Source organism: Steroidobacter denitrificans, assembly GCF_001579945.1.
GTDB classification, from domain to species: domain Bacteria; phylum Pseudomonadota; class Gammaproteobacteria; order Steroidobacterales; family Steroidobacteraceae; genus Steroidobacter; species Steroidobacter denitrificans.
This window is the reverse complement of the sequence record NZ_CP011971.1, coordinates 1,955,000-1,976,722: the sequence shown is the minus strand read 5'-3', so window position 1 is coordinate 1,976,722 and position 21,723 is coordinate 1,955,000. Positions and strand designations below refer to the sequence as shown.

21 protein-coding genes and 1 other RNA gene are annotated in these 21,723 nt (G+C 61.3%); 15 read left to right on the top strand and 7 right to left on the bottom strand.

Annotated elements, in window-relative coordinates; all coding sequences use genetic code 11:
- Positions 1 to 18 precede the first annotated feature (18 nt).
- From ACG33_RS09075 to recR, 8 genes are all read left to right on the top strand, one after another.
- Entirely contained in the window at positions 19 to 570 is a 552-nt protein-coding gene (locus ACG33_RS09075) for a glycine cleavage system protein R (protein WP_210398983.1), read from the top strand.
- Positions 571 to 616: 46 nt separating this feature from the next.
- Positions 617 to 1,099: a peroxiredoxin gene (locus ACG33_RS09070; protein WP_237392601.1), complete on the top strand. Its 483-nt coding sequence runs from the start codon at positions 617 to 619 to the stop codon at positions 1,097 to 1,099.
- 103 nt (positions 1,100 to 1,202) lie between these two features.
- Complete coding sequence (locus ACG33_RS09065; protein ID WP_066923105.1) at positions 1,203 to 2,561, top strand: PhoH family protein; 1,359 nt, start codon at positions 1,203 to 1,205, stop codon at positions 2,559 to 2,561.
- Positions 2,562 to 3,116, top strand: coding sequence for a preQ(1) synthase (gene queF, locus ACG33_RS09060; RefSeq protein ID WP_083536637.1), 555 nt, complete (start codon positions 2,562 to 2,564; stop codon positions 3,114 to 3,116). It begins immediately after the preceding gene.
- A gap of 238 nt (positions 3,117 to 3,354) precedes the next feature.
- Positions 3,355 to 3,451, top strand: an RNA gene (gene ffs / locus ACG33_RS09055) — signal recognition particle sRNA small type.
- Between the two features lie 213 nt (positions 3,452 to 3,664).
- Complete coding sequence (dnaX, locus tag ACG33_RS09050; RefSeq protein ID WP_066920540.1) at positions 3,665 to 5,344, top strand: DNA polymerase III subunit gamma/tau; 1,680 nt, start codon at positions 3,665 to 3,667, stop codon at positions 5,342 to 5,344.
- A gap of 44 nt (positions 5,345 to 5,388) precedes the next feature.
- On the top strand, positions 5,389 to 5,715 hold the full coding sequence (locus ACG33_RS09045) for a YbaB/EbfC family nucleoid-associated protein (protein WP_066923100.1): 327 nt from the start codon (positions 5,389 to 5,391) through the stop codon (positions 5,713 to 5,715).
- Between the two features lie 25 nt (positions 5,716 to 5,740).
- Positions 5,741 to 6,343 (top strand): recombination mediator RecR, encoded by a 603-nt coding sequence (recR, locus tag ACG33_RS09040; protein ID WP_066920538.1) that lies wholly within the window; start codon positions 5,741 to 5,743, stop codon positions 6,341 to 6,343.
- 100 nt (positions 6,344 to 6,443) lie between these two features.
- Here the strand turns inward: recR and rsgA are convergent, their stop codons facing one another.
- Together rsgA and ACG33_RS09030 are read right to left on the bottom strand one after the other, a co-directional pair.
- Complete coding sequence (gene rsgA, locus ACG33_RS09035; RefSeq protein ID WP_168160053.1) at positions 6,444 to 7,394, bottom strand: ribosome small subunit-dependent GTPase A; 951 nt, start codon at positions 7,392 to 7,394, stop codon at positions 6,444 to 6,446.
- 10 nt (positions 7,395 to 7,404) lie between these two features.
- Positions 7,405 to 8,652, bottom strand: a complete 1,248-nt coding sequence (locus tag ACG33_RS09030) for a M48 family metallopeptidase (protein WP_066920534.1) — start codon at positions 8,650 to 8,652, stop codon at positions 7,405 to 7,407.
- Between the two features lie 123 nt (positions 8,653 to 8,775).
- On the opposite strand from ACG33_RS09030, the gene orn reads away from it, so the two are divergent.
- Positions 8,776 to 9,279, top strand: coding sequence for an oligoribonuclease (gene orn / locus ACG33_RS09025; RefSeq protein WP_237392722.1), 504 nt, complete (start codon positions 8,776 to 8,778; stop codon positions 9,277 to 9,279).
- Between the two features lie 156 nt (positions 9,280 to 9,435).
- Here the strand turns inward: orn and ppsA are convergent, their stop codons facing one another.
- On the bottom strand, positions 9,436 to 11,820 hold the full coding sequence (ppsA, locus tag ACG33_RS09020) for a phosphoenolpyruvate synthase (protein WP_066923094.1): 2,385 nt from the start codon (positions 11,818 to 11,820) through the stop codon (positions 9,436 to 9,438).
- 575 nt (positions 11,821 to 12,395) lie between these two features.
- On the opposite strand from ppsA, the gene ppsR reads away from it, so the two are divergent.
- Genes ppsR through ACG33_RS09005 form a run of 3 tightly spaced genes read left to right on the top strand, consistent with a single transcriptional unit; the run spans position 12,396 to position 14,831 of the window.
- The gene (ppsR, locus tag ACG33_RS09015; RefSeq protein ID WP_066920532.1) at positions 12,396 to 13,220 is read left to right on the top strand and encodes a posphoenolpyruvate synthetase regulatory kinase/phosphorylase PpsR; all 825 of its coding nucleotides are present in this window, start codon (positions 12,396 to 12,398) and stop codon (positions 13,218 to 13,220) included.
- A 55-nt stretch (positions 13,221 to 13,275) separates the two neighbouring features.
- A complete protein-coding gene (locus tag ACG33_RS09010; RefSeq protein ID WP_066920530.1) occupies positions 13,276 to 13,755 on the top strand; it encodes a DUF1249 domain-containing protein in 480 nt (159 codons plus the stop codon).
- A gap of 41 nt (positions 13,756 to 13,796) precedes the next feature.
- Positions 13,797 to 14,831: a hypothetical protein gene (locus ACG33_RS09005; protein ID WP_066920527.1), complete on the top strand. Its 1,035-nt coding sequence runs from the start codon at positions 13,797 to 13,799 to the stop codon at positions 14,829 to 14,831.
- A gap of 53 nt (positions 14,832 to 14,884) precedes the next feature.
- On the opposite strand, the gene ACG33_RS09000 is transcribed toward ACG33_RS09005, so the two are convergent.
- Positions 14,885 to 17,089: a carboxy terminal-processing peptidase gene (locus tag ACG33_RS09000; protein WP_066920525.1), complete on the bottom strand. Its 2,205-nt coding sequence runs from the start codon at positions 17,087 to 17,089 to the stop codon at positions 14,885 to 14,887.
- A 213-nt stretch (positions 17,090 to 17,302) separates the two neighbouring features.
- Between ACG33_RS09000 and ACG33_RS08995 the strand changes: the two genes are divergently transcribed.
- Positions 17,303 to 17,590, top strand: a complete 288-nt coding sequence (locus tag ACG33_RS08995; RefSeq protein ID WP_066920523.1) for a hypothetical protein — start codon at positions 17,303 to 17,305, stop codon at positions 17,588 to 17,590.
- Positions 17,591 to 17,654: 64 nt separating this feature from the next.
- Here ACG33_RS08995 and ACG33_RS08990 read toward each other — a convergent pair whose 3' ends face one another.
- Both ACG33_RS08990 and ACG33_RS08985 read right to left on the bottom strand, forming a co-directional pair.
- Positions 17,655 to 17,882: a hypothetical protein gene (locus tag ACG33_RS08990; protein ID WP_066920521.1), complete on the bottom strand. Its 228-nt coding sequence runs from the start codon at positions 17,880 to 17,882 to the stop codon at positions 17,655 to 17,657.
- A 134-nt stretch (positions 17,883 to 18,016) separates the two neighbouring features.
- Entirely contained in the window at positions 18,017 to 18,433 is a 417-nt protein-coding gene (locus ACG33_RS08985; protein ID WP_157071730.1) for a hypothetical protein, read from the bottom strand.
- Between the two features lie 90 nt (positions 18,434 to 18,523).
- Between ACG33_RS08985 and ACG33_RS08980 the strand changes: the two genes are divergently transcribed.
- Positions 18,524 to 19,528 carry a Gfo/Idh/MocA family protein gene (locus ACG33_RS08980; RefSeq protein WP_066920518.1) on the top strand — a complete coding sequence of 335 codons (1,005 nt, stop codon included), beginning with the start codon at positions 18,524 to 18,526 and terminating at the stop codon, positions 19,526 to 19,528.
- On the opposite strand, the gene ACG33_RS08975 is transcribed toward ACG33_RS08980, so the two are convergent.
- Positions 19,503 to 20,714: a hypothetical protein gene (locus tag ACG33_RS08975; protein WP_066920516.1), complete on the bottom strand. Its 1,212-nt coding sequence runs from the start codon at positions 20,712 to 20,714 to the stop codon at positions 19,503 to 19,505. The genes ACG33_RS08980 and ACG33_RS08975 overlap by 26 nt on opposite strands.
- 319 nt (positions 20,715 to 21,033) lie before the next feature.
- On the opposite strand from ACG33_RS08975, the gene ACG33_RS08970 reads away from it, so the two are divergent.
- Positions 21,034 to 21,489 (top strand): Hsp20/alpha crystallin family protein, encoded by a 456-nt coding sequence (locus ACG33_RS08970; protein ID WP_066920513.1) that lies wholly within the window; start codon positions 21,034 to 21,036, stop codon positions 21,487 to 21,489.
- Positions 21,490 to 21,723: the final 234 nt, after the last annotated feature.

Sequence of the window (21,723 nt, the reverse complement as noted above, 5' to 3'; positions counted from 1 at the left end):
AGCCTGTAGACTATCGGCTTGTTCCTGGTAGCTATTTTTGCGATGCAGCTTATAGTCATTTCCGCGCTCGGCAGCGACCGCACCGGACTGGTGTACGATCTCAGCCGGGTCGTTTCCGAGTGTTCCGGCAATATTATCGACAGCCGCATGAGCGCACTCGGCAGCGAGTTCGCAATGCTGCTGCTGGTCTCCGGCAACTGGCATACGCTGGCGAAGTTGGAGACCGAACTCAAGCGTCTGAGCGAAGCCAGCGGTATCACGATCAGTCTGCGGCGCACCGAACAGCGCGCCCAGCGCAAGGATGTGGTGACCTATTCGGTGGATATCGTCTGCCTGGATCAGACGGGAATCGTGTATAACCTGGCGGGTTTTTTCAGTTCACGCGGCATCGACATCGCCGAACTCAGTACGCGAAGTTATTCTGCCGCACATACCGGCGCCCCGATGTTTTCGGTGCAAATGCTCGTGCATATCCCGGCCAAGATCCATATTTCCGCGCTGCGCGAGGAGTTCATGGATCTGTGTGATCAATTGAATCTCGATGCCATCCTGGAGCCCGTCAAGGCTTGAAGAGCATGTGCCGACGACGGCCGATCGTAAAAATGACCTGGCAGCGATGTCCCCTATGACAGTCAGGAAAATCTCCCTTGGCAAGAAAATACCGGCTTTTTCCCGTCCGATGACAGGTGGCGGGATCTGGAAGCCGGCGCAGGCGGCTGGCAACAAGCTGGTCATCTATTTCTATCCGCGTGACAACACTTCCGGATGCACGAAGGAGGCAGAAGCCTTTCGTGATCTGTATCCGGCCTTCAAGCGTTCGAACACGGTCATCCTCGGCGTATCGCCCGATACCTTGGCCTCACATGAAAAGTTCAAGGCCAAGCTGTCTCTGCCGTTCGAACTGTTGGCCGATGAGGATCGTTCGCTGTGTGAAGGCTTCGAGGTGATCAAAGAGAAAAGCATGTATGGACGCAGATTCCTGGGGGTGGAGCGCAGTACCTTCCTGATCGACGCCGGCGGCGTGCTTCGCCGGGAATGGCGCAAGGTCAAGATTCCGGGGCACGCGGAAGAAGTGCTGGCCGCCGCCCAGGAGCTTTGAGCACATGCCCAAAGCCGGCCATTCCCTCGAAACCAAGTCTCAACGTTCCGTGCCGCGTGGGCGCTCCCGTCGCCGGATCTTCGTACTCGACACCAATGTGTTGATGCACGATCCGACAGCAATTTTTCGCTTCGATGAGCACGATATATACATTCCCATGATCGTGCTCGAAGAACTGGATTCGGGCAAAAAGGGTCTGTCGGAGGCTGCGCGCAACGTGCGCCAGGTCAGCCGGTTTCTGGACGAGCTGATAGCGAATGCCACCAAGGGGCAGATCGATCGCGGCCTGACGCTGCCTTCGGGACGATATGGAAACGGCGGCCAACGGCAGGCAGGCGGACGGTTGTTTTTTCAAACGAAGGTACTGGACAGCGGCCTGCCCGACACGCTGCCGGGGCATGGCGCCGACAACGCCATCCTGGGGCAGACGCTCGCACTGCAGCGCGAGTTTGCCGACGCGCGTGTCACGCTCGTTTCCAAGGACATCAATCTGCGTATCAAGGCCACGATCATCGGCGTGCATGCGGAAGACTACTTCAGCGACAAGACGATCGAGGATGCGGACCTGCTGTACAGCGGCACGCAGGCGCTGGCGGATGATTTCTGGGAAAAACATGGCAAGAATATGCAGTCCTGGCAGGAGCAGGCGCGTACCTATTACCGTGTACATGGCCCGATGACGCGTGACTGGCACGTGAACCAGTTCGTGTTCCAGAACGAGCCGGACGGTCTGGAAGCTCAAGTGAAGCGTATCGACGGCAATGAGTGCGTTCTCGAGCTGGTGCGTGATTATCGCAGCGAACGCCACGGCATCTGGGGTATCAACGCCCGCAACCGCGAACAGAATTTCGCGTTGAACCTGCTGATGGATCCGCAGATCGATTTTGTCACGATTCTGGGTCCGGCAGGCACCGGCAAGACCCTGCTGACCTTGGCGGCGGGGCTGGTGCAGACGCTGGAGAACAACCGCTACAGCGAAATCATCATGACTCGCGTGACGATTCCACTGGGTGAGGACATCGGTTTCCTGCCCGGCACGGAAGAGGAGAAAATGGAACCCTGGATGGGGGCGTTGATGGATAATCTGGAGGTGCTCACCCAGAGCCAGGAAGGCGGCAGCTGGGGGCGTGCGGCGACCAACGATCTGTTGCGCAACCGGATCAAGATTCGCTCCCTGAACTTCATGCGCGGGCGTACCTTCCTGAACCGATTCCTGATCCTGGATGAGGCACAGAATCTTACGCCCAAGCAGATGAAGGCGCTGGTGACTCGCGCCGGTCCGGGCACGAAGCTGATCTGCCTGGGCAATATTGCGCAGATCGACACGCCCTACCTGACGGAGACCACTTCGGGCCTGACCTATGTGGTCAACCGCTTTCGCGACTGGCCGCATTCGGGGCATATCACGCTGATGCGCGGTGAGCGTTCCCGCCTGGCGGATTACGCTGCGGAGATTTTGTAGATGGCCGTGCGCACGCCACGCAGTTCAGGAACCTCCCCGCCACGCCGTGTCGCCGTGGCTGCAAAAGGCCGCAAGCCTCGTCCGGCGGACCCGGACCGAACTCGCACAACCATCCCGGCACAACTGGGGCGCAGCGTGCCCTGGCCCGCCTCCCCCGATGAAGCAGAACTGGAACGGGTGCCCAATCCACATCCGACGAAGCTTTATCTGGCGCGCTTCACGGCGCCGGAGTTCACGTCTTTGTGCCCGGTCACCGGTCAGCCTGATTTTGCGCATCTGGTGATCGACTATGTGCCACGCAGCTGGCTGGTCGAAAGCAAATCCCTGAAGCTGTACCTGGGTTCCTTTCGCAATCACGGCACCTTCCATGAGGACTGTACGATTGCAGTCGCCGTTCGCCTTGCAGGATTTTTGAGGCCACGCTGGCTGCGCATCGGCGGTTATTGGTACCCCCGTGGAGGTATTCCCATCGATGTCTTCTGGCAGACCGGCCGCCCGCCGGCTGATCTGTGGATTCCGGAGCAGGGTGTGCCAGCCTATCGCGGCCGGGGGTAGATGTATGTCGAGGAGGTTTGCGCGATGCCGGTTGCCAGGATTCCCGGGTGACCTACCGGCGAGGTCTTACGCGTAACGGTCATCCCTCTGCTATCATTATCAACTTTGTTTCGAACGCAGCCCGTTCGTACTCAAGCTGCCACGTACGACCGGATCCGGAATATCGGCCGGTCCTGGGCGCCGCAACCCGGCACGGGACGGCGCAAAGGTTGCAGCGGTACGGTTCAATGGTGGCTCGCGCCGGTTTCTCCGCGACGATCAGCCGCGAATCCCGCCAGGCCCGGAAGGGAGCAACGGTAACGGTGATATCGGGCGCCGGAGAGGTGCCGGCGCGGGCCGCCTCCCGAATCCGTAGCTGAATCGATCGGGAGATGCGTTGCCCTGGGTCATGCAGCGGATCTGCGGCGTAGGAGACGGTTCATCCGCGATGGCTTGCAAAGACACTGCCGGGTGCGGACGGGTTCGTTACCGGGTTCCTCGAGGAAGTGGCCAAGTCGTGTAAAGTGGCCGGCGATCGTTCACCAAGTCCAGGACTGACAGCGTTCCACATGTCCTATCTCGCACTGGCCCGTAAATGGCGGCCGCGCAATTTCGAGGAACTGGCCGGGCAGGAGCACGTGATGCGTGCGCTGGTCAATGCGCTGCAAACCGGCCGTGTGCACCATGCCTTCCTGTTCACCGGCACCCGAGGCGTCGGTAAGACCACGATTGCACGTATTCTGGCGAAATCGCTGAACTGCGAAACCGGTGTGACGCCCACGCCCTGCGGCCAGTGCAGCGCCTGCCGGGAAATCGATGAAGGACGCTTCGTAGACTTGATCGAAGTGGATGCGGCCTCGCGGACCAAGGTCGATGACACGCGAGAGTTGCTGGATAATGTGCAGTACGCGCCTGCGCGTGGACGCTACAAGGTCTACCTGATCGATGAAGTCCACATGCTTTCGACGCATTCCTTCAATGCCTTGTTGAAGACGCTGGAAGAACCTCCACCGCATGTGAAGTTCTTGCTGGCGACGACCGATCCGCAGAAGCTGCCCGTGACGGTGCTGTCGCGCTGCCTGCAGTTCAGTCTCAAGCGTTTCACGCCGGGGATGGTGTTCAATCGGCTCACCGAAATAGTTCAGGCCGAGAACATCGAATTCGAGCCCGAGGCGCTACGCTTGGTGGCGCGTGCGGCACAAGGCAGTATGCGCGACGCGTTGAGCCTGCTCGATCAGGTTATCGCGTTCTGCGGCGGCACGTTGACGGCTGCGGATACCCGTAAGATCCTCGGTACCCTGGACCGCGCCCAGGTGTTTACGCTGGTCGATGCACTGGTGGCGCGGGATGCACGCCGGGTGCTGGACTGTGTATCCGAACTCGACGAACAGGCACCGGACTATGGAGAAGTGCTGGCAGAGCTGGCGGCGCTGCTGCAGAAGCTGGCGCTGCTGCAGGCCGTACCGGATCTGCAGCTCGATGAAGCGGAGGACCAGGAGATCTACCGGCGGCTTGCTGCAGCGCTGTCGCCGGAAGATGCGCAATTGTTTTACCAGTTCGCGATCCTGGGACGCCGCGACCTGGAGCTCGCACCGGATACGAGAGCGGGCTTCGAGATGACCTTGCTGCGCATGCTGGCCTTCGGCGTAGCCGGGGAACGAGCTACCGGGGAGCAGACCGCCGGGGCGGCATCTTCCAGGGTTTCGGCGGCGACGCCTGCCGTCCGCGCCCGCGGCGCGGCGCCTGCGGCAGGCGGCACTGCCATGGCTGCTGCTTCCGGGCAGCCGGCGAGCGCGAATACACATCTCACCGCGGATCCAGGCCGGGATGCGGACCGGGGAACGGCGCAGGGGCATGGTGATCCAGGCGGGATGGGTGACTGGACGCGCATGATCGCGGCCATGAATCTGCGTGGTCCGGTCACGCAGTTGGCTGCGCATTGCATCTTGACCGGGCGGGATGGCAATACGGTCAAGCTGCTGCTCGATGCGAACGGAGAATTGTTTCGGACCGCCGCGCTGGAGGAAAAATTGACCCAGGCGATGTGTGACCATCTAGGCGAGAAAGTGCGCCTGGAGTTCACGGTATCCACCGAAGCGAAGAATACGCCGGCGAATCGTCAGCGGATCGCAGCCGATGACCGCCTGCAGGCTGCACGAGCTTCCATCCAGAACGATCCGAACGTGCAGGCGATGCAGGACATGTTCGGTGCAAGCGTCAATCCGGAGTCGATCGGCCCGGCGGATTGAATCGTTTTCCTTGGTTTTCTGACTTGATCGATGTCGGAGTCGCTATGAAAGGCAATATTGGCAATCTCATGAAACAGGCGCAGCAGCTGCAATCGAACATGCAGCGGGCGCAGGCGGAAATCGCGGCGATCGAGGTGACCGGCGAGGCCGGCGGCGGCATGGCCAAGGTCACGATGACGGGCAAGCACGAAGTGCGCCGCGTCGCACTGGACGCCTCGATCCTCGGCGCCGATGATAAGGAGATGCTGGAAGATCTGATCGCCGCCGCGATCAACGATGCGGTGCAGAAGATCGACCGTACGACGCAGGAAAGAATGTCCAGCGTAATGGGCGGCATGAATCTGCCGCCAGGCATGAAACTGCCGTTCTAAGTCGCACTTTGTCTCCAGTCGGATCATGATCTATCCGCCTGCGCTGCTGCGCCTGATCGAAGCGCTGCGCTGCCTGCCCGGTGTAGGGCCGAAATCCGCGCAGCGCATGGCGTTTCATCTGCTGGAAAAAGACCGTGACGGTGCCGTGCTGCTGGCCGATTCGCTGCGTCAAGCGGTTGGCGGCATCGGCCGATGCCGGCGCTGCCGCATGTTCGCGCAGGCGCAGATGTGTCCGATCTGTGCATCGAATTCGCGTGATGCGTCGACCTTATGCGTCGTGGAATCGCCAGCCGACGTGGCCGCGATCGAGCAGTCGGGGAGTTATCGCGGCACCTATTTCGTGTTGATGGGGCATCTGTCGCCGCTGGATGGTATCGGACCGGATGAGCTGGGTTTTGCGCAGCTCGAGGCGCTGTTCGCCCAAGGCGATATCCAGGAAGTCATCCTGGCGACGAATGCCACGGTCGAAGGCGATGCAACCGCTCATGTCATCGCCGAATTGGCCTTGCGCCACCAGGTCAAGCCCAGTCGCATCGCACATGGTGTGCCGGTGGGCGGTGAGCTCGAGTATGTCGATGGTGGCACGTTGGCGCATGCGCTTGCAGGCCGGCACACGCTGGGCCGGTGAAGGCTCCTGCAACACCGGCATTCGCGACATCCCTGTCGGTTTGCCGGTGTCGGTCAGTTGGATGCTGGTTGCTGTTTCAGACGAGCCGCAGTTCTGCCGCTCACCGCCGCCGCTCATATCCGGGCGCCAGTCCCCGCATGATGTTCAATAGGCGCTTGTAGCCGTCATAGCGTCGTGCGGAAAGCTGTCCGGTGGCCAGTGCGGCAACGACGGCGCAGCCAGGCTCACGCAGATGCAGACAGTCGTTGAATCGGCATTGGGGCGCCAGCGTCAGGAATTCCGGCCAACCCACTTGAACCATTGCATCCTCGATCATGGGTGGAGCGTAATCGCGCACGCCGGGTGAATCGATCAGCTCACCTCCGCCGGGAAGGCGAAACAAGGCTGTCGAGACACTGGTATGGCGACCTTCTCCCGTAGATGGCGAAAGCGTACGGATCGAGCGCATGGATTGCGGCGCCAGCAGGTTGGTGAGTGTCGTCTTGCCGACACCGGACTGGCCCACCAGCATGGCGGTTTCTCCCCTGAGGGCCGCTTGCAGCGGCTCGATACCTTGTGCCCGTGCGGCCGACAGCAGCATGACCGGATAGCCGGCGTCGCGGTATTCGGCGATGCAGGTCTGGAATGCCGGTGCCGTCGCCGTGTCGAGATCGAATTTGTTGACGATCAGAATACTACGGATCCCCGCCAGTGCTGCGCCGGCCAGGTAGCGGTCCGTGATATAGGGATCGGATGCAGGTTCAGGAGCAACCACCACAGCCAGCAACGAAAGATTTGCCGCCAGGACTTCCGTACGGCCTCGGCTGTCGGTGCGCGCGAAGCGGCTGCGCCGCGGAGCGACGGCAATGACGCGCGCGGCATCCGCGGTACCGGCCGGCGCGGGCCGGATCGTGACTTCGTCGCCGCAAACGCAGCTCAGGCGTTTGCCGAATAGTTCCGCCGGCAATCGCTCCTCCGGCGCGATCTCCACCAGCACGCGGCGGCCGAAGGATTCCACGATGCGCCCGGTCAGTGGCACCGAGGTATCTTCGCGCCCTGGAGTGTGCTGCATGGATGGCGGCTCAGGCTCCATCGGCCAACTGTTGCAGACGTGCGATACGTGCCAGTGCAGGCGGATGAGAGTCGTAAAAGGCGGAGTGTAGCCGGTCGGGGGTGAGCGTGGTGGCGTTGTCGCGATAGAGTTTCACCAGGGCGTCGATCAAGCGGCGCGGATCCGCATGGCGGGATGCAAACTCGTCAGCCTCGAACTCGTGCCGGCGTGACCACCGGGCACCCAGCGGCGTCAGGAAGAACGTGAACGCGGGCAGTACGAACATAAACAACAACAGCGCGGCATGAGCGGAGGGCGCGACACCAAACGCGCCATAGAAATCCGGCCAGCGGGCCAGCACCCCCAGCAGGCCCAGTCCGCCCAGGCCGGCCAATAGGGATAGGATCAATCGCCGGCGCACATGATGCAGGCGAAAATGCCCTAGTTCATGTGCCAGTACGGCTTCCACTTCCGGTGCCTGCAAGCGTTCCACCAGGGTGTCGAAAAAGACGATGCGCTTGTTGCGTCCGACCCCGGTGAAGTAGGCATTACCATGCGCCGAGCGGCGTGATCCGTCCATTACGAAGATGCCCTTGGAGGCGAAGCCGCAACGGGTCAGCAGGGCTTCTGTACGTTCGCGCAGTGCCTCGTCCGCCAGCGGCGTGAAAGTATTGAACAGCGGCGCGATCAAGGTCGGCCAGGCCCAGGTCATGAGTACCGTGAATCCCACCCAGACGATCCAGGCGTATAACCACCACAATACACCGGCCTGTTGCATCAGATACAGCACCGCCAGTACCAGCGCGCCGCCCAGCAGCAGACTCAGCACCAGGGTTTTAGCCAGGTCTGCCACATACAGCCCGGGCGTGGTCCGGTTGAAGCCGAAGAGAGCCTCGATACCGAAGGTGCGCCATATGGACAGCGGCAGGCTTACCAGCGAGGCCAGCATGATCGTCGAGATGACGACCAGCGTGCCGTGCCACTGCGGCGCCAGACCGGCTGACGACCAGGCCTGATCGATCATCCGGATGCCGCCACCCACCGTCAGCAGCAGGACAACGGCCGTATCCAGCAGGGTGTCCCAGCGATCCACGCGGGCGCGCGCCATCGTGTAATCCGCAGCCTTCTGGTGTGCCTGTAGATCGATCTGGCCGGCAAAGACCGTCGGCACTTGACGGCGGTGCCGGCGCACCGCCGTGATCTGGCGCTGGTTCAGCCAGCTGCGGATGAAGGTGGCGCCGACCAGCAGGAATATGAACAGGATGGTGAACCAATGCATGCAGACATACTCTGAGGGAAGGTCACTTTAGCCGCAGCTGTTATGATGCTGCAACGACGGTATACAGGCAGCGCAACAGTGATCGACCGAGACCCGACCCGCCTCATCTGGATCGATTTGGAGATGACGGGTCTGAATACCGACACCGACCATATCATCGAGATCGCCACGATCGTGACCGACAAGCACCTGGAGACGCTGCAGGAGGGGCCGGTGCTGGCGATCCACCAAAGCGATGCGGTGCTGGATGGCATGGACGACTGGAACCGCAATCAGCATGGCGGTTCAGGGCTGGCCGCGCGCGTGCGCGCCAGTACGATCACCGTGCAGGAAGCCGAGCGCCAGACTCTGGCCTTCCTGAGCCGGTGGGTCGACGCGGGCGTCTCGCCGATGTGCGGCAACAGCGTCTGCCAGGACCGGCGGTTCATGGCGCGCGAGATGCCGACACTGGAACGCTATTTCCATTATCGCAATCTCGATGTAAGCACCCTGAAGGAACTGGTGCGCCGCTGGGCGCCCGATATCTACAGCGGTTTCCGAAAAAACGCGACCCATCTCGCGCTGGACGATATCCGCGACTCGATCCGGGAACTGGCGTACTATCGGGCGACCTTTCTGCGGGTGTAATGAAACCTCATTCTCCGGCATGCGAGCGCAACCGCGAGTCGATCGCGACAGTCATTTCACCAGCGATTCCAAGCGCGATTTCGATGCCCGCCTGCGCGCTCGCGATCCGCTCATGGGACTGCGCAACGATTCGGCGTTCGTTCGAGGGACAGAATATTACTGCACCTGCCTGCCCGCCAGGAACAGCCAGGTTTCCACCACGGTGTCGGGGTTCAGGGAGATGCTCTCGATACCCTGTTCTGTCAGCCAGCGCGCCAGATCGGGGTGATCCGAAGGTCCCTGGCCGCAGATGCCGATGTATTTCCCTGCCTTGCGGCAGGCGTCGATGGCCATTTTCAGCAGCATCTTGACCGCTTCGTCGCGTTCATCGAAAAGCCGGGCGATCACTCCCGAATCGCGGTCCAGGCCGAGGGTGAGCTGTGTCATGTCGTTCGAACCGATCGACATGCCGTCGAAGAACTCGAGGTAGCGATCGGCAAGCAGGGCATTGGTCGGCAGTTCGCACATCATGATGACTTTCAGGCCGTTTTCGCCGCGTTTCAGTCCGTTTTCAGCCAGCAACGCCGTGACTTGTTCGGCTTCCTTCACGGTGCGCACGAAGGGCACCATGACCTGCACATTCGTCAGTCCCATCTGCTCGCGTACATATTTGAGTGCACGGCATTCAAGTTCGAAGCAGGGCCGGAAGGTCTCGTCGATATAGCGCGAGGCGCCGCGGAAGCCGAGCATGGGATTTTCTTCATGGGGTTCGTACTGCTCGCCGGCGATCAGGTTGGCGTACTCGTTCGACTTGAAATCCGACAGGCGGACGATGACCGGTTCGGGGGCGAATGCCGCGGCGATCGTGCCGATACCTTCGCATAACTTGTCGATGTAGAAGCTCACGGGATCCGCGTAGCCGTTCATCTGACGCCGGATCGTCTGCTGCAACTCCGGCGCCAGGGTGTCGAATTCGAGCAGCGCGCGCGGATGCACGCCGATCATGCGATTGATGATGAATTCGAGCCGAGCCAGTCCCACACCCTTGTTGGGGATGCCGGCGAAATCGAACGCGCGGTCGGGATTGCCGACATTCATCATGATCTTGGTGGCGATCGGCGGCAGGGCGTCGAGTTCGATATTTTTTTGCTCGAAGGGCAGGGCGCCGTCGTAGACGTAGCCGGTGTCGCCTTCGGCGCAGGACACGGTGATCGGCGCACCTTCCTGGATCATCTCGGTTGCATTGCCGCAGCCGACGACCGCCGGAATGCCGAGTTCCCGCGCGATGATTGCGGCATGACAGGTCCGTCCGCCGCGGTTCGTGACGATCGCAGCAGCGCGCTTCATGACCGGCTCCCAGTCCGGATCGGTCATATCGGCGACCAGCACGTCGCCGCTTTGTACGCGAGTCATTTCCTTCACGTCACGAATGATGCGTGCCGGACCGGCGCCGATGCGCTGACCGATCGAGCGACCGCTGGCAAGCACCGCAGAGCGGCTCTTGAGCGAGTAGCGCTGCACGACGCGGCCCTGACGGCTTTGCACGGTTTCCGGGCGCGCCTGCAAAACATAGATTTTACCGGTTTCGCCGTCCTTGCCCCATTCGATGTCCATCGGACAGCCATAGTGATCCTCGATGATCAGCGCCTGGCGCGACAGCTCCAGGACGTCTTCATCCGACAGGGAGAAACGGTAACGGTCCTCAGCCGGTACCTCCACGGTGGCGACGCGCGCATTCTCGGCATCGCCATCGCCATCGCCATCGCCATCGCCATAGATCATCTTGATGGCCTTGGCGCCGAGGGTACGGCGCAGAATCGCTGCATTTCCGGCGCGCAGAGCGGGTTTGTAGACATAGAATTCGTCGGGGTTCACCGCACCCTGCACGATCGTTTCACCCAGACCGTAGGAGGCCGTGATGAAAACCACGTTGCGAAAGCCTGAGTCGGTATCGAGCGTGAACATGACGCCGCTGGTGCCGATGTCGGAACGCACCATGTATTGAATGCCTGCGGATAGCGCGACCTGGTCGTGATCGAAGCCTTGGTGAACGCGATAGGCGATGGCGCGATCGTTGAACAGGGAAGCGAATACCTCGTGTACGCATTTCAGCAGTGCCTCGCGTCCGCGTACGTTCAGAAACGTTTCCTGCTGGCCGGCGAAGGAGGCGTCCGGGAGATCTTCCGCGGTGGCGGAGGAGCGAACAGCCACGGCAATGTCGCGGCCGTTACTCATACGCTCGAAGGATTCGAGGATTTCCTTTTGGAGTTTTTCGGGAAAGGGCGTCGACAAGATCCAGTTGCGGATTTTTGCGCCGGTCTCGGTCAGTTTTTCGACATCGTCCACGTCCAGCGAGGCCAGCGTTTTGGAGATACGTTCGGCGAGCCCATCGTGCTTCAGGAAGTCGCGGTAGGCCTGTGCGGTGGTCGCGAAGCCATCGGGGACGCTCACGCCGAGCTTCGCCAGATGACTGATCATTTCTCCCAGGGAGGAATTCTTGCCGCCCACGATATCGACGTCGTGGCGGCCGAGTTTCGCGAAGGCTACGGTATAAGCGCTCAATGCAAATCCTCTTGGTCCGTTCTCCGGCCTGTACTCCGGCCTGTACTCCGGCTCGGGCTCGCGGCGTGCCCAGCGGCAGGCGCCGTCCGCCTCGGCCTTTTTGTTCGTCTGCACCTTGTTCATATGCAGACCGACCCACCCGGAGGCCATGCGGGCTGCCGGCCCGAGGGGCTTCCGAGGAGCGCATTGTCCCGCACCCGGTCACGAGAGAACAACCTACGCAAGCCCGTTAGCAGGATTTCGGCCTGGCGGGCTTATCGGCTGGTTTTCCGCCGGCGAGCCCCGTCAGGCTGCGGATCCCGGAAACCTTATCCGGCTTTGCTCGAGATCATATCGGCTGTTCGAGGTCCTGCCGGGATTTTTGTTGCCGGGTACCGGCTGCAATTCCGCAAGACGCTCCTGGAACGAGACTCTTTATCCGAAAATCGCTGCTGGAACCTTGCTCGAAGTGCGGCCCGGATGGAACACTGGGCATCCCGAGCCTTGCGTAGCATTCCTTGCACATTCGTCATGATGGCTGACGGAGACGATTTCGCTCCGCGGCCGCCATGGACGGGGCAGATAAGAGCAGACAAATGGACAGACGAACGGTATTTTTTGTATCCGATCAGACCGGCGTGACAGCGGAAACGATGGGTCACAGCCTGCTGACGCAGTTTGACGGGCAGGCATTCAGGCAGATCACTCTGCCGTTTATTTCCACCATCGATAAGGCGCAGGAGGCCGTCCGCCGGATCAATGCCACTGCGGAAGCCGAGGCGCTGCGGCCTGTCATCTTCAGTACCCTGGTGCAGGAGGACATGCGGGAAATCATCAGGCGCGCCAACGGCCTGTTCCTGGATTTTTTCGATGCCTTCCTGGAGCCGCTGGAGCGGGAGCTGCAAGTGAAATCCTCCCGCACGCAGGGCAAGGCTCATGGTATCGCCGATCTCGGCGCCTATACCATGCGCATCAATGCGACAAACTTCGCGCTGGCGAACGACGATGGTGCGGTCGTTCATGATTACGATCGTGCGGACGTTATCGTGGTGGGTGTATCGCGCACGGGCAAGACCCCGACCTGCCTGTACATGGCCTTGCAATACGGCATTTTCGCTGCGAATTATCCGTTCGCCGATGAGGAGTTCGAGACCGGGCGGTTGCCGCAGACGTTGACGAAATTCCAGCGTAAATTATACGGCTTGACGATTACGCCCGAGCGTCTGCAGCAGATTCGTAATGAGCGCCGGCCCAACAGCAGATATGCATCGCCGTCGCAAGTGGAATACGAACTGCGCGCTGCGGGAGCATTGTTCCGACGCTATAATATTCCGTTCATCGATACCACCGAATGCTCGATCGAGGAGATCGCAAGCCGCATTCTCGACAAGACCGGTCTGGAGCGTCGTTTACGCCCGTGATACAGGTCTCATCGATCAGGGGTGAGGCTAAAAAAGGCTGTGCTATATTCGAGCCATGCTGGTAGATGCCTTCGAAACCGATACGAACTGTCCTGTGAGCTGGCAGGCCCGCTCGCGCAGCTTCGTCAGCTTGATGACCTTGTACGAAAGCAATCATATCCGCTTGTCGTGGCTGGCGCCGCAGCTGCATAGCGTTTGCGAGCCGCAGGTCTCGCGGGTGGAGGGTGATTGTCCTTTGCATCTTGCACTGGAAGATCGCAGCCGTTACACCACGACCTTGCGGCTGACGTATATTTTCGAAGACGAAGCTGGACCGGCGGCCGATCCCGATGTGCGCATTCGCATCTATCATGATGCCCGCCTCGCGGAAGCGCAATCCTGCGTGCGATGGCATCGTCATGGCCTGCTCGAGTCGATCCGCTCGCGGCTGGCGCGGGACATGGATGAGCGCTGGATGCGCAACATCATGCTCAATAAGTGGCTCGAGTACTGCGTCGAGCGCGGTCATCGATTTGCAGGCTCCCCACTGCGCTGATCTTGCGCCGCTCGAATATGAGCATTTTTACTCGGCTGAGTATGATTCGCCGGCTTCTGTCAGGGACCCAGCCGCAGGAGTCGCATGAACAGCTGCTGCAGCTGTATTGGAACCGAGCTGAAATCAAGCAGGAGCTGGTTCGTCTGCAGGATGAGCGGCGTGCCTTGCAGGAGCACCTGCGCGCCCAGGAAACCGCGACGGCGCGTGCGCTCGAACACACCAGGGTGCTGGAAGAATACCTGGGCAGGCCGGAAGTCGCGCTGCATGCCCTGGTTTATTTTCAGCTGCGGGCATTGTGGCGTCACGCTTCCGCCAGGCTTGCGCGTTTTGCGCGGCAGCTGCACCAGCAACAGGCGGATCGGGAACGCCATCGGGCACTGATCGAATTCGATCAGGCGCGCCGCCAACAGCTTGCCGATTTCGATCGGCGTATCCAGGAGGCGCGCGCGCGGGCGAGCATGCTGGAAGCGCAGCTGAAGCTGATGGAGGCCAAGCTCGCCAGGATGCGTGGCTTCTGGAACTATGCCCGCCGTCGTGAACTGTCGGAAGAGATGGAAAAGGAGCGGGCGCCATGGGATGCGGCGGTCACGGAGGTGACCGATCTAAGCGACGATCGCGCCGCTCTGGAAGCGATGCCGCCGCCGGATTTCGAAGGTGTTTCGGTCGATGGGCGGCGTATCGTGAACACCGCAGTGATCGCCTATGCGCAACAGCTTACAGTCTCACTGTCCGGACACGGGCTGGCGATGCTGGCGAAGGAGACCGCGACCAAGCGCCTGCTCGACGTCAGGTACGGCGGACCGGAGGAGTGCACGCGGATCATGGCGTTGTTGCGTGATGCCTTCGCGCAGTTGCAGGAGGACAGCGAGGAACTGGCGGGCCTGAAGGAGCGCACCGATGCGCTGCGTGCCGCCGCCAGCTACCGAAGCGACGCCGATACCGTGCCGCTCACCGATTCGATAGGAACCCTGCCACCGCCGTCCTCGCCGGTTTCCGGGCTGGAGACTGCGAATCGCGCCGGTGTGAACGTACTGGTGGACGACTACTGGGATCTGTATCGATCGTTGTTGCAATGAACGTGCTGTCGCGGGAATGGTGAACTCCCGCGACAGCGGCTCGCCGGCATCGTTCAGGGTCTGGCCGGCGACCGCACTTCCGATTTCAACCGCGACAGATACAAGGTATTGAGGCTGCTGAGATCGGCAGCGATCTGGGTGGTCTCGGCCAGCACGGCATCCGGCGGCTCGGCGTTCTTGTCCGCATCCGCCAGGCTGGCCAAAGGTGCCAGACCCAGAGCGACGCGCCGCCTGTTCTCGCGGGTGAGACGGTCCTTTTCCAGCTGCTCGCGCTCGATGGTGCGAGTTTTCAGATTCAGGGAAACCGTTTTTTGCGAGCGAATCCTGCCGAAGGAATCCAGTTCCCCGAGCAGCATGCGGAAATCAGGATCGCTCGCGATGCGCTGGGCGTGCGCGTTCTCAAGCTGTGCGATGGCCTGGCTCAACCGTGTTTCGTGACTGAAATCGACCGGGCGGATACGATCCCACGGCAAAGCGCTGTCGCGGGTGCTCTCGCCCACGTCATCCGTGCTGATCGCGCTCGGCATCGTAATGTCCGGTTGCACGCCCCGGTGCTGGGTGCTCTCGCCCGTGACGCGATAATACTTGCCGATGGTCACGGTCAACTGGCCGAAACCTGGGCCCGGATCGGGGCTCAGGGCATAGCGGTCCAACGGATATAGATTCTGTACCGAACCCTTGCCGTAGGTCTGCTGTCCGACGACGATGCCGCGGCCATAGTCCTGGACCGCCGCGGCGAAGATCTCGGAGGCCGAGGCGCTGAAACGATCCACCAGTACGATCAGCGGACCGTCCCAGGCGATCGTCGGTTCCGGATCGTCGAGCACTTCCACCCGCCCGCCGGTTTCGCGTAATTGGACGATGGGACCGCCGGGTACGAACAGGCCCGACAGTGCTGTCGCCTCGGTAAGATGACCGCCGCCGTTACCGCGCAGATCCATGACCAGGGCGTCGATATGATCCTGCTGCTTGAGCTCATCGATCAGCCGGCGTACATCGCGGGTGGTGCTGCGATAGTCCTCCACACCCGAGGATTTCGCCTCGAAATCCTGATAGAAACTCGGTACGTTAATGATGCCCACGCTGAATTCGCGGTCGTCGCGCGTCACCTTGCGGACTTCCTTCTTGGCCGCTTGTGCTTCCAGGGTGACCTTGTTGCGGATCAGTTCGAGGGTTTTTTCCCGGGATCCGGGCGCCGCGCCGGCGGGCAGGATCTGCAGCCGCACGCTGGTGCCGATCTTGCCGCGAATCAGCTGAACCACATCGTCCAAGCGCCAGCCCACGACATCGACGAATTTACCGCTGCGGCCTTCGCCGACCGCGATGATGCGATCATTGGCGCCAAGCGTGCCGTTGATGGCGGCCGGGCCGCCGGGCAGTACGTTCAGGACGGTGACGTAATCGTCGATGAGCTGCAGCGAGGCTCCGATGCCTTCGTAGGACAGGCTCATCTGGATGCGATATTCCTCGGAATTGCGCGGCGAGAAGTAGCTGGAATGCGGATCGAACACGTGCGCGAACGCATTCATGAAGATTTCGAAGATATCGTCGCTGGTTACCTGCTCGGTACGCTTGAGCACGCGCTCGTAGCGCTTTTGCAGGATGTCGCCGGCTTCCGTCCAGGTCTTGTCTGTCAGCAGCAGGGACAGTGCATCATTCTTGACACGCTGGCGCCAGATTTCGTCGATTTCCTCCGGCGTCTTGGCCCAGGGCGCCTTGCTACGGTCGAACTCGAAGGATTCATCCACTGAAAAATCCGGTTCCTGCTTCAACAACCGCATCGCGTAGGCGATGCGCTCGCGATTTCTTTGCTGGAAGCGATTGAAGATGGTGAATACCGGCTCGAGGCGGCCCGCCATGACAGCATCGTCGAGTTGGTAGCGGAAGCGCTCGAACTCCGCGATGTCGCTCGCCAGGAAATAGCTGCGCGAGCCATCGAGTTGCTCGATGTAGCGATCCAGCACCAGGGAGGATACCGGATCATTGATCGGCGACTGGCGGTAATGGGCGCGTTCGATGACACTACTGACCAGTTTGCTGACCCGGCGCTGGCGCTCGGTGGGGGCCAGATCCTGCGCGGTGCCGGCGGAGATGGTGGCGACTGCTTGGGCGACGGGCGCCTGCGCGGTGCCGGCGAGCAGCGCGCAGGCGAGCAACAATGCCGGTAGACTCAACGCCAGGGTCCAGCGCCGCTGCCGCTCGGGCATGGTGCCGCCCGTGGCGGCATGGGAGGGTTGGTGCGATTGCGGCTGATACACTGCTTCACTTCCTCAATCTGGCGAGCCCCGACGGGGAGATCCGGCCCGGCCCGAACCATTGTCCATTGCTGCCGGATGCTTTGTCGAATGCGTCGTGCCGATCCGCTTGCGCCGGCCGCCGGGACGCAGGTCGGATGCCGTCATGAAAATCGGCGCCGCCTTGGGACATATGGGCGCTTTGCGGCGCATGTTCAAGGCGGGAACTGAAAACCGATGCGGCCCATACAGGTACTCAATGCGATCGTGTTCGGTTCCGCGGTGGCCATCACGTTCGGCCTGACCGGCGTGCTGATCATTTTCCTGGTATTGCAGCGGGAACAGCCGCAAATGAGCGCGGAACTACCCGTCTTGATGCGCGCTGCCGGCTTGTTTTCGCTGCTGGCGTTGGCCGCCGGCGCCAGCCTGTACGCAATGCTGAAAGAACTGCCCTGGCGCTGGGCGGCGCAGGTGGCGATGTGGTTGATGGTGACGGGCATCGCGCTGTCGTACTGGCCGCAATGACTCTCGGTGCAAGGATGCAAGACGAGAATCCGGGCAGGTTCGCGCGAAGCCCGCTGCCGGCGGCTCAGCGCCGGCTGACACGCTCCCATGCGTTATGTTTCTTGAACGCGCCGCTATTGTAGGGATCGAATCCGTAATCGGATTTTGGCTTCGAGGCCGGTGTCGTGGAAGTCGCTTTCGGAGCGGCAGCAGCCTGGCCGTTCATATTTTTCACATGCACCATCGGCGGCGCATGTGCGGCAGGCTCATACTCATTATCCTTGTTGCGGCGAAACAACTTATAGAACCACATAGGTGTTTCCTGAAATATACAGAGAATCAACAGGCTCTCAGTACTTATGACAGCGCAGACTACACTGCGTTCCGGCTTCAGGGTACTTCGGACGGTGTCTAATCGGTATGAATGTGACAGTCATCACATGAGGTTCAGTCCGCATCGATGCGAGGCTCGATCCGCCCCGTACGGCGCCGCGGGCGGGTGCCGGTCGGCCGGCCGGCGTCATCCGGCTCGGAGTCTGCCGCCTTTCCCCGATTCATACCCAGAAACATCCCTCGTATCATCGTGATCAGCAGCAGGGGACCGGTCGCGATGGCCCAGGCCTGGATCGAGGGGCCGGCCAGATTCGCGAAGAAATCGCCGTAGAATCGGCCCCACCCCGCCTCGCCGCCCTCCGCGCCGTATGGGCCGAGCAGGGTGACTCCTACGCCATAGATCAGTGCCGGCAGTACGAACACGCCGAAGGCCAGTAGTACCGCGGCATACGTTACTTCAAAACGCAGCCGGCCGGAGCGGTGGGAATATTCCTTGGATGGTTTCACTGGATCGGCTGCAGAACGGTTCATGAATCCTCTTGTCGGGTGTTCGCGCAAGCTGGCGCGTCGGCGATTCAGGCCCGCTATCATCGCATTCCCGTGACAAGAGGACGAGCCAGGATGATTTCTGAAACAGAAGATTCGGCAGCAGGCGCACGCAGCTCGTCTGGATCACCGGTGCGGACGGCGGTCGTCGGTGTCGGCTACCTGGGACGTTTTCATGCGCAGAAGTACGCCAGGTCGTGCCGGTCCTCCCTGGTTGCGGTCGTGGATACGGATGCGCAGGCTGCCGCGCGAGTGGGCGCCGAGTTGGGAGTGCCGGGCTTCACGGATTATCGCGAGTTGTACGGTCAGGTCGACGCGGTCAGTCTGGTCGTGCCGACGCCGATGCATCATTCAATCGGTTGTGCGCTGCTCGAGGCGGGCATCCATGTGCTGGTCGAGAAGCCCATTGCCACGACGCTTCAGGAAGCGCAGGCGCTGGTGGATACCGCGCGTGCGCATGGCCGAGTTTTGCAGGTGGGGCATCTGGAGCGCTTCAATCCGGCGATCGTGGCCGCCGCCGATCGCTTGACGGCGCCGCGCTTCGTCGAATCCCATCGCCTGGCCCCGTTCAAGCAGCGTGGTACCGATGTGAGTGTCGTGCTCGACCTGATGATCCATGACATCGATCTGATCCAGGACCTGGTCGGTACTCCCATCGAAAGCATCGATGCCGTCGGCGCCAGCGTTTTTTCGGGAGAGATCGATATCGTGAACGCGCGCTTGAGATTCCAGGGAGGGTGCGTTGCGAACACTACGGCCAGCCGCATCAGCCTCAAGCAGGAACGCAAGATCCGCATTTTCCAGGACGACGCCTATCTGTCGGTGGATATGCAGCAGAAAATCCTCACCGTGATCCGCAAGAAGGATGCCGCGCCGGTCGACTCGCCGGCCCAGGTATCCATCGAGGAACAATCCTTCGATCAAGGCGATGCGCTGCAAGCGGAGATCGAAGCTTTCCTGCGTAGCGTACTCGAGGGGACTGCACCCCTGGTGAGCGGCGAGGATGGTCTGCGAGCCCTGCAGACGGCGTTGCAGATCACCGAGATGGTGAATCTCACCGGCCGCCAGGGGGTTGCATGAGCCGCTGACGTTCGAGCGATCGCAACCGCCCGCCCGCCACTGCCTCGGCTGTTGCCTGCATGCGTACCAGAGTGATCGTACCGCGCTCCTCGGCGAGCCGGCGCGCGACATCGTCCAGGCTCTTCTCGTTGTGCGTGGCCTGGCGAATCTCGGTATCGAGTGCGTGCATGACCAGCACTGCGCGTGCGGTCGTCGGTCCGCTGGAATTGTCCGTGAACAGGGATGATGAGTGCTGCGCCACGTTTTGCAGCGCCTGCAAGGCCTGCTCATGGCGCCGTTCGCTGATGCCACCCGAGCGGCGCAGGATTTCCAGTGAATAGAACTCCGCCATGCCCTCGACGATCCAATCGCTTTCATGATCCGAGCGGATGCCCAGCGCGATATGCATCAGTTCATGCAGCGGGGTGCTGGTACGGTTTTCGCTGATCAGCGGCAGGCGGGCATGCACATACATCGAGGCCGGTCCCGACAATCCTCCGCGCCACATGGGATCGCCCGCAGTGACGATCAGCACCCGCCGCGGAAACCCGCTGAATATATCCAGCAGATGGGGCAGGTTCCAGTTCAGGAATGCCAGCATGTCCTGGCGTCGCGCGCTTTCGCCGACCGGTGCCGCGACGATGACATGCGTATCGCCGATGTATTCGCCGCGGCTGCCGATCTTGCCGACCAGCATCCAACCCAAGGGCCGATCGAAGCGACGGGCCGGATCGTCGAACTCGTAGCGCTGCGGGCTGACGGGCGCATACGGAGTGATCACCGACCAGTTCTCCGGCACCAGGAATTCGATGGCGGCGCGCGAGTACAGTTCTTTGCGAGCGGTGACCTTGGCGCGAGGCACCAGTTTATCGGCGCGAAAGATTGCCCAGCTGTCCGTCATCAGGGAATCGTATCCCTTGGATGAGCGTTTGTGATCGACGATGAATTCGTAGCGCAGGCGTGACTTCTTGCCGCGGGGACGCCAGGTAACCTCGGCCTCGCCGATTTTCAGCGGATCCGTGGCCTTGAAATTCCGGTATCGTCCGGAATCGATATTCATCACGATGCGGCTGGGAAGATGTTCACCGCGCAAATTCAGCTCGACCTCGATCCTGCCGGATTCCGGTACGATCCGCGCCCGGTACTCGGCAGCGTAATATTCCCGTTCGGCGGCCGCGGCCTGCGGCAGAATCATGTAAATCGCCATGCACAAGAGCGCCGCGCAGGAAGATATCCCGTGAAATAGCCTCGCACGGCAAGGCTTCCGTGGCGATGAGGTGGATATAAAACGTATGGACATCATGAGATCCAGGTGTCATTGGTGTCATGGCTGATCCGAGCCGGGGTGCAGTGTACCGGAGCGCCGGCGAGATGCCGCCCATCGGATCGGCGCCGGCATCGCGACAGCGGCAGCCTCTTGAAAATGCTGCTCTTCACCCTACGTAGTGATTCATGGCAGCAGGCGATGATCGAGCTGATTCTCGCCGTGCAGCGCAAAAACCGATCCCTGCATGGAGGTGAATGACATGAGTCTTGTACGTTATGAACCCTGGGGCATGATCAATCAATTGCATGGCCAGCTCACCCGATTGTTCGACCAGGAGTTGCAGCGCGAGTTCACCGGCGCCGACCCGAGTTCCGCGGTCACCGCGGACTGGATGCCGCTCGCGGATGTATATGAATATACCGATCGCTACGTGCTGAAGCTCGATGTGCCGGGCGTGGATGCCGCGGCAATCGATATCACGCTCGATCAAGGTATCCTGTCCGTGAGCGGTGAGCGCAGCAAGGAGATCCTCGCAAAGGAGGTGGAGCGCAGCCGTACCGAACGGCCGCAGGGACGCTTCCATAGGCGTTTCACGCTGCCCGATACCGTCGATGCGACCGCCGTCAGCGCCACCAGCCGTAATGGCATCGTGGAAGTGACGATTCCCAAGCAAGCGAAGGCGCAGCCGAGGCGTATCGAGATCGCTGCCAGCTGAGATCGTCTCCAGCCTCGTTGGCCCAGTCGTCCAGGGTGTCTGCCGCCGGCCGTCTGTCTGTGCCGCATCGTGCACATCCGGCGTGCATGTGGCGAATGTCGTACAAACTGGTAGGATCCACAAATCAGTCGCCGGCGGCGTTGCCGCCGGCGCGATTCATCGGCCCAGTCGTCGAATCGACTATATCAAGAATCAGCAACGATGCCGGCGCCGGCTGACGCGCCGGCCGATAAG